This window comes from Lapillicoccus sp. (assembly GCF_039935575.1).
GTDB lineage: Bacteria > Actinomycetota > Actinomycetes > Actinomycetales > Dermatophilaceae > Lapillicoccus.
The window spans coordinates 1-6,708 of record NZ_JBDTKA010000130.1 but is presented as its reverse complement, the minus strand read 5'-3'; the positions used below and the strand labels follow the sequence as shown (position 1 = coordinate 6,708).

Sequence of the window (6,708 nt, the reverse complement as noted above, 5' to 3'; positions counted from 1 at the left end):
ACGAGGAACGCGGCGGCTCCTCCCAGCACGGCGGTGATGCCGATCGCGGCCACGACCATCAGCACGCGCGCACGAGACGACGCCCGTCGGAGGGAGAGGGGCGAGCGGGCCGGCGGCCGGCGCTGCGCCGCCTCGACCGCGATGGCCTCGTCGGCCGTCGCCGGACCGTGCACCTGCGTCACTGCACCAAAATAGTCGACTGGCCGTCGCGGGGCAGGGCAATCGTCCTAACCTGACTGGTGAGATGCGCCAGTGAGCCAACACCACGTTGTCCCGGGGGATCGGCGATGTTTGTGAGACTGGTCCGGTATGCCTCGACCGCGCGATCTCCGGCCACCGGACGGCCGGCCGCCGTCTCGACGTTCGCCCGTGCGGCCGTGGCGGTGGTGGCGGCGTTGGCAGTGGTGCTCGCAGTCTCCGTCTGTGCCGCCTGCACCACGGATGCGTCGAGCCGGCCCGCCCAGGAGAGCACCGTCGCATCGGGAACGGGAACGGGAACGGCAGCACCGGTCTCCTCCTCCTCCGCCTCCTCCGTTGCGACCCCTGCGCTGTCCGGGGTCTGCCCCCCGTTGCCGTCCTTCCCTGACGCCTCGTGCACGGGCTGGCGCCACACGGGGGTGACGCTGCGGTCCGTGCCCGGCCAGCTGAGCAGCGGGCCGGGCTGGCATGTCGACTCGGCCGGAGGAACGTCATACCTCTACGTCACCGAAGAGGGCGCGGTTCTCGACGCCCTGGACATCAACCTGTGCGTCAAGGTCTTCGCGAACAACGTGACGATCAGGCGATCGAGAATTGCGTGCGCGGGCACCTACGTGCTGGTGGCCGCTGACCTGCCGACGGCATACACCGGCCTGACCCTGACCGATGTGGAGATGGACGGGTTAAGCCAACCGGCTTCGGAGTCGATCGCCGTGCTGGCCACGACCGGAGCCCGCTACACCCGCTTGGACATCCACGGGATGGCGAGCAGCGGGCCTCGCCTGACCACTGACGACGTCCTCGAGGACTCGTACGTCCACGACTTCGTCTGCGCTCCGCCGCTGCACCAGGCTGGGATCTCAGCCAACGACGGTGGCTCACGGATCGTGGTGCGGCACAACGCTTTCGACATCGACCCGAGGGGCGGGTGCACCACAGCCTCGTGGGAGATCGCCCTGGACTTCGGCACCTACGACACCGTCACGACCGAGGAGAACCTGTTCGATGGCGGCGCCTACTGCGTGTATGCGGGTGTCCTCGCTCCCGGAAGCCAGTTCCCGGTCGCCACGAACATTCGGTTCTCGCGCAACGTGTTCGGGCGTAAGTACTCCCCAGAGTGCGGTGAGTTCGGGCCGGTCGCGCAGTATGCGGACGGGGGCGGCAACGTCTGGACGGACAACACCTGGGGTCCGGGAGGAGCGGCCGACGCCCAACATCGGACGGGCGACCTCGTATCTCCCTGACCCACCCGAACTCCGGGAACCCGCCTCGAGGCTCACGGCTGGCTGCCATGCTGACAGGGTGACCCAGACCACGATCGGCGGTGGGATGCTCGCCGTCTCGTGGGAGTGGGTGCAGGCGCGCCCGTCGCTCGAGGGGGCCCGGGCCTCGCTCGGCGCAGGTCGGCACGTCGACGTCATCGGGAGTGACTGGTGCTGCACGATCGTCGGCGCGGAGCCGACTGATCGACTCTCGCCCGCGACCCACGAGATCTCCGTGCAGCTCGTCAAGGGCGGTCGGGTGTCGGGCCGGGACATCCAGGCGGACGATGTCGCGCGATGGCTGTCTGGGGACGAGGCGGCCTGCTCTGCGGCCTTGAACGAGGTCCAGCCGCCCTTCGCCGCCATCCACTACGACCGATCAGGGGACGCCCTGCGCGCCATGACGGACCGGCTGGGGTTGCGGCACATCTATGCCTGCACCGGTGACGGCTGGGCAGCGCTGTCCACCTCGAGCGCGGCGCTGGCACGGCTGCTGGGTGCCGGACTCGACCTGGAGGCTTTGGGTACGATCAGCCTGCTCGGCTGGCACGTCGGACAGCGGACGAGCTTCCGCGGCGTGCGCAAGCTGGCACCCGGTGCCGTCGCGACTCTGCAGCGCGGTGTCCTTGTCGAAGCGAAGCCGGCGAACATCGGGACGCGGGCGTCGCGAGACCTCGCAGCGTCGGTGGGGGCGGCGACCGACATCGTGCGCGCCGGGGTCAACTCTTTCCTCGACGACCACCCCGACTCGTTCCTCCAGCTCACGGGCGGCATCGACTCCCGCATCCTGTTGGCCGCCGTCCCCCCACAGCGCCGGCGTTACCTGACGGCGATGACGTTGGCGGTCCCCGGCAGCCCCGACGCCGCGATGGCGGCCGATCTCTCGCGTCGAGAGGAGATGGCGCATGTCGTCGTCGACGTCGCCGCGACGTCGCCCGCTTCGCCCGAGCACGCCTACCAGGTTACCCACACCGGGGCCGAGCGACTGGACTTCTCCGCCGACCCACTGGCCTGGGCGGGACTGCACCTCGCCGAGGCGTCCGTGGAGCAGCGCCCGCGTCTGTCGGGTCTCGGCGGCGAGGTGGTTCGGGGCTTCTACTACGTCGGGCCCGCGTGGCGGATGACGGTCAGTCCTCGCAAGGTCCGATGGCTGGCGGCCTGGCGGCTCTTCCCCAACGAGTCGGTTCCCGACGACGTCCTGGAGGACGATTTCGCTAGTGAGCGGCGCAGGTCGACTCTGGAGAGGCTGACGCAGACGCTCGACGGGTTGGGGCCGAACTGGGCGCAGGCTACCGATGACTTCTACCTCTGGCACCGGATGCAGCGCTGGGCGGGGGTGACGACGACGTCGACGTGCTACGACCGACTGGTCAGCAACCCGATGCTCGACGTCGGCTTCATCTCGGTGGGCCGCTCCGTGCCACCGCGATGGAAGGCGGGCAGTCAGTACCTCAGCCGGATCCTGGTCGAGCTGGACCCCGACCTGGCCACGTTACCGCTCGACGGACGCCCGCCGCCGATGTCGTACGCGTACCCCGGCCCGGGCAGTGCGGTGCGGCAGGCAACACTGCTGGGACGCAAGGTCGTGCGGAAGGTGGCCCAGCGGGTCGCTTCCCAGACCCAAGCGCCTGCGGGCGGGGCGGTCATCGCGGACCTGGTCGTCCAGCATTGGCGCCAACATCCGGAGCTGCTGGAGCACGCACGACGGATCGGTGTCGTTCGTGAGGACTGGCTGGATCAGGTGCTGGATGGGCGGACCGTGCCGACCGCATCTTCGGTCGGGTTTCTCGTAACCCTTTCGGCCGCATCAGACGCGCTCGTTGGACCAGCCGCCGGCTCCGTCTGACCGCGCCGGTAAAGGCCGCGCAGCGCGCCGATACACCCGACCAGGAGGAAGAGCATCGATGCCGCCATCGGGAACGAGAAGGCGTCGAACATCGCAAAGCTGGTCGCTCCGGCAGCCACAGCGGCGCTCAACGCGACGCTGAGGCTGCGGGTCACCGGGTCGGACACCGCTCGGCGGATTCTTAGGCCGACCACGATCGCGGTCACGAAGACGGCCAACAGGCTGGCGACGCCGACGAACCCGATATCGATGAGAGACCCGAGGTACTGGTTGTCGAGGATGCGATAGCGGGGAAGGAAGGTCAGGAAGCCGCGACCGAAGATCGGTGCCTTCTCGATGAAGTCCCACGCGAGGGGATAACTGCCAGTGCGCGACTGCGCGCTACTGTCTGAACCGACCGTCGTGAACAAGCCCAGGAAGGTCCCCAGCAGGCCGGGGACGACGAGGTACAACGCGGCCGCCAGGCCGGCGATCGCCACAATCGCCCGAACACGGACGGCCTTGCTCCAGGTGGGCATCAGGAACGCCAGGACGACGGCGGTGCACACGATGGCCGAGCGAGAGATCGAGATCGGGACCACGACCGCGATCGCCACCGCCGGCCACCAACGCCGGATGACGCTCTGGTGAGTCGAGTGGAACGCGTAGTGCAAGGCGATCGGCAACACCATGGTCAGCACCGCGCCGAACTCCAGCGGATGGACCGCCGTGCCGGACGGCCGCTGGAAGCCCTCGCGCTGGTCGATGCCGCCGATGCTGTGGTTGATGGTCAGCCCGGGCAGCGAGATCTTGTCGACGAACGACTCTCCCGTGAGGAACTGCAGGATGCCGAGGACCGCGATGGCCCCGGCCGTCAGCGTCAATAGCGAGAGCAGGCGGTCGAGCTGCGTCCGCGTCCGCACGCCGTCCGAGCAGACAAAGACGACACCGAGCCACGCGCAGACGCTGACCACGCCCATCTGCATGGATCGCAGCTCGTCGTCGGAGATCTGGCGAGCGGCGCCCGCGATGTAGCTGGCGAGAACGGCTCCGAGGAAGATCAGCACCGTGAGGGACTGGAGCGCGGAGCCCGCTTCGCGGGGGGCCGGGCGCCGGATTCCTTCAACGACGCGCCACCCCAGCATGCCGACCCCGAGGAGTTGTGCTGGGCTCCCCGCTCCGCCGAGCGGTCCGATCACGAGCTGAGAGGGGATCAGCAGGAGCAGCAGGACGAAGAGGCTCAACACCGTCGTGGCGTCCCAGCGCCCGCCCATCGGCCATGGGCTGTGTCTGGGCTGCGCGCCCACGGTCATCGCAGAGCAGAGATGGGGTCTGTGTCGAGCTCGACGGGCATTCCGTTGCTGGAGACCCTCCGTCCCGGGTCGCTCGACGACGTGGTTACGAGCTCTCTGTCGTCCTCGTCCACGTCGGGCAGCGTGTTCGCGTCCGGCGTCGGCCTGGCCCGGCTACGGCCGATGCGATGCAGATGTCGGTGGGGCCTGGCGCGGCGCAGCAACAATGCGTCGAGGAGAACGACGAGCACGATGCTCAGGCCCAGGCCCAGGCCCGCCGCCGCGACCACGGCCCGAGTCTGCGCCTTGCGGTCGGGGACCGGGTCGCGGTCCTGGGCGAGGATCCGGGAGGTGATGTAGGCCGACGGCCGCACCTCAGTGCCGGTCTGCAGGGCCACGAGGGTCGGGGCGACCGTGTTGACGATCACGTCGAGATCTGCGCGCGCTCGGGCCGCGTCGACGTTCGCGGCCGTGACCAGGATGACCGGAGCGCTCGTGGTCACGTCCGAGCCGACCGTGAACTCGCTCGTCACTCCGGCGGCTTTGTATGCGGCGACGGCGGTGTCGTCGGTCATCGCCCGTGAGACGACCTGGGCGGATGCCGACAGGCCACCGAGAGCCAGGTAGGGGTTGCTCCCCGTTGGCACTGAGCTCTGAGGTGGCAGGAGCAGCACCCAGGCTTGCGCTTGGTAGCTCGCGTGAACGAGCTTAGCGCCGGCGACGACGAGTCCGCCGGTGAGTAGAAGACACGCAAGCACGGCATACCAACGGCGAACGAGAGCCCCCCGCAGATCTGCGACGAACATGGTGACGCCCCTCGTTCCCCGGGCACCGACTGTCCCGAATCTTGAGCAAAGATTACAGGTCGGCGCTTTTGGGGGGTCGAGATTGGCAATTTGTCACCGTCGGCACCCGACCCTTGAGACGATGGTGCGGAAGGAGTGTTGCATGTCGCTATTGGACCTGATGTCCGCGCTTCGCCGGTGGTGGCTCGTGGCTCTCGTCGGCCTCGTCCTCACGCTGGCGGGCGGACTATTGGTGCGCCCGACCGTGGTCTACACCGGCCAGGTCGACGTGCTGCTCACCCTGCCCAAGGACGAGGATCTCCCGAACTCCTACCAGTCCACGACCCCGGCCCTGGTCGCCACGGCCGGGATCATCGCCGACGACCTGCATGGACCGTCGAGCGACGCGAGGACGTCGTCCACGGGCGTCACCCTTGCTGGCCGCGGGGTGGAAGACGGGTGGTCCGTCCTGCTGCCCAACGCCGGCGGACAGTGGGTCGACGACTACGAGGAGGCCCGCTTGGCCGTCGAGGCGACCTCGTCCAACCCCAGCACGGTCTCCAGCCGGTTGGCCGAGCTAGTGGACCGGATCCGCGCAGACCTCACGCGCCGTGAGGACGAGGCACAGGTCTTGGCTGCCAACCGGATCCGGATTCAGGTCAGCCCCCAGGCACCGCAGATCCCTGGCGACGCGGGTCGACCGAGCCAGGCCCGGGCGATCGCCATTCTCCTCGGTCTGAGCCTGACCGTAGCTGCCGTTGTCGCGATCGACCGCAGGCAGACCCGTCTGGGGACGAGGTCCCTGCTCAGGAGGTCTGCCTCCGGTCGACGGTGGGGACGTGGCGACTCACCTGATCGGGTCACCGATCCGGTGGTCGCCGTTGGCCGCAGCCCCTCCGCCCCAGACGTTGCCGGAGAACGTGTTCCCGTTGGAGCCGGCGTTCACCTGGGCGATCGGGCCGAAGTAGCCGCACTCAGAGGTGTACTTCCGTCCGAAGGTGTTGTCCTCGATCCGGATGTTTCGCGACTGCGCGAACGGTGAGCCGGGGACGTACTGCGCTGCATACATGCAGTAGGCACCCCCGTTGACGAGGTTGCCCTGGATCAGGACCCCGTTGTAGCTACCGAAGTCGGGGTCGACACCGATGGACGTCGACGCACAGCCCTGGTCGGTGGTGTTGATGTCGACGTTGTTGCCCAGCACCTTGATGTTCGACCCGCCGTCGTTGGCGGTGGTTCCTGCGGAGTGCCACCCCGGAGCGCAGACGAAATCATGGATGTAGGAGTCCTGCAACGTCGTGTTCGATGCCAACCGCGGACCCGACGAGCCGTAACCGTGGATGTCG

Annotated in this window: 7 protein-coding genes; 2 read left to right on the top strand and 5 right to left on the bottom strand. The window is 68.5% G+C overall.

What is annotated here, in order from left to right; genetic code table 11:
- Positions 1 to 182, bottom strand: a 182-nt coding sequence (locus ABI385_RS15730; protein ID WP_348104706.1) for a hypothetical protein, incomplete at its 3' end; no start/stop codon positions are given.
- Positions 179 to 613 (bottom strand): hypothetical protein, encoded by a 435-nt coding sequence (locus ABI385_RS15725; protein WP_348104705.1) that lies wholly within the window; start codon positions 611 to 613, stop codon positions 179 to 181. The genes ABI385_RS15725 and ABI385_RS15730, both read right to left, overlap by 4 nt.
- Before the next feature lie 19 nt (positions 614 to 632).
- On the opposite strand from ABI385_RS15725, the gene ABI385_RS15720 reads away from it, so the two are divergent.
- A complete protein-coding gene (locus ABI385_RS15720; protein ID WP_348104704.1) occupies positions 633 to 1,442 on the top strand; it encodes a hypothetical protein in 810 nt (269 codons plus the stop codon).
- 58 nt (positions 1,443 to 1,500) lie between these two features.
- Positions 1,501 to 3,306, top strand: coding sequence for a hypothetical protein (locus tag ABI385_RS15715; RefSeq protein WP_348104703.1), 1,806 nt, complete (start codon positions 1,501 to 1,503; stop codon positions 3,304 to 3,306).
- Here the strand turns inward: ABI385_RS15715 and ABI385_RS15710 are convergent.
- The 3 genes from ABI385_RS15710 to ABI385_RS15700 form a co-directional block, all read right to left on the bottom strand.
- The gene (locus ABI385_RS15710) at positions 3,198 to 4,559 is read right to left on the bottom strand and encodes an O-antigen ligase family protein (RefSeq protein WP_348104702.1); all 1,362 of its coding nucleotides are present in this window, start codon (positions 4,557 to 4,559) and stop codon (positions 3,198 to 3,200) included. The two genes, ABI385_RS15715 and ABI385_RS15710, sit on opposite strands and share 109 nt — an antisense overlap.
- Positions 4,560 to 4,594: 35 nt before the next feature.
- The gene (locus ABI385_RS15705; RefSeq protein WP_348104701.1) at positions 4,595 to 5,383 is read right to left on the bottom strand and encodes a hypothetical protein; all 789 of its coding nucleotides are present in this window, start codon (positions 5,381 to 5,383) and stop codon (positions 4,595 to 4,597) included.
- Positions 5,384 to 6,209: 826 nt separating this feature from the next.
- Positions 6,210 to 6,708: hypothetical protein (locus ABI385_RS15700; RefSeq protein ID WP_348104700.1), on the bottom strand; the 499-nt coding region annotated here is incomplete at its 5' end.

Bases quoted from the DNA above. Each gene is read 5' to 3' on its own strand.
- ABI385_RS15710 (WP_348104702.1), bottom strand. From the start codon at position 4,559: ATGGGCGGGCGCTGGGACGCCACGACGGTGTTGAGCCTCTTCGTCCTG.
- ABI385_RS15705 (WP_348104701.1), bottom strand. From the start codon at position 5,383: ATGTTCGTCGCAGATCTGCGGGGGGCTCTCGTTCGCCGTTGGTATGCC.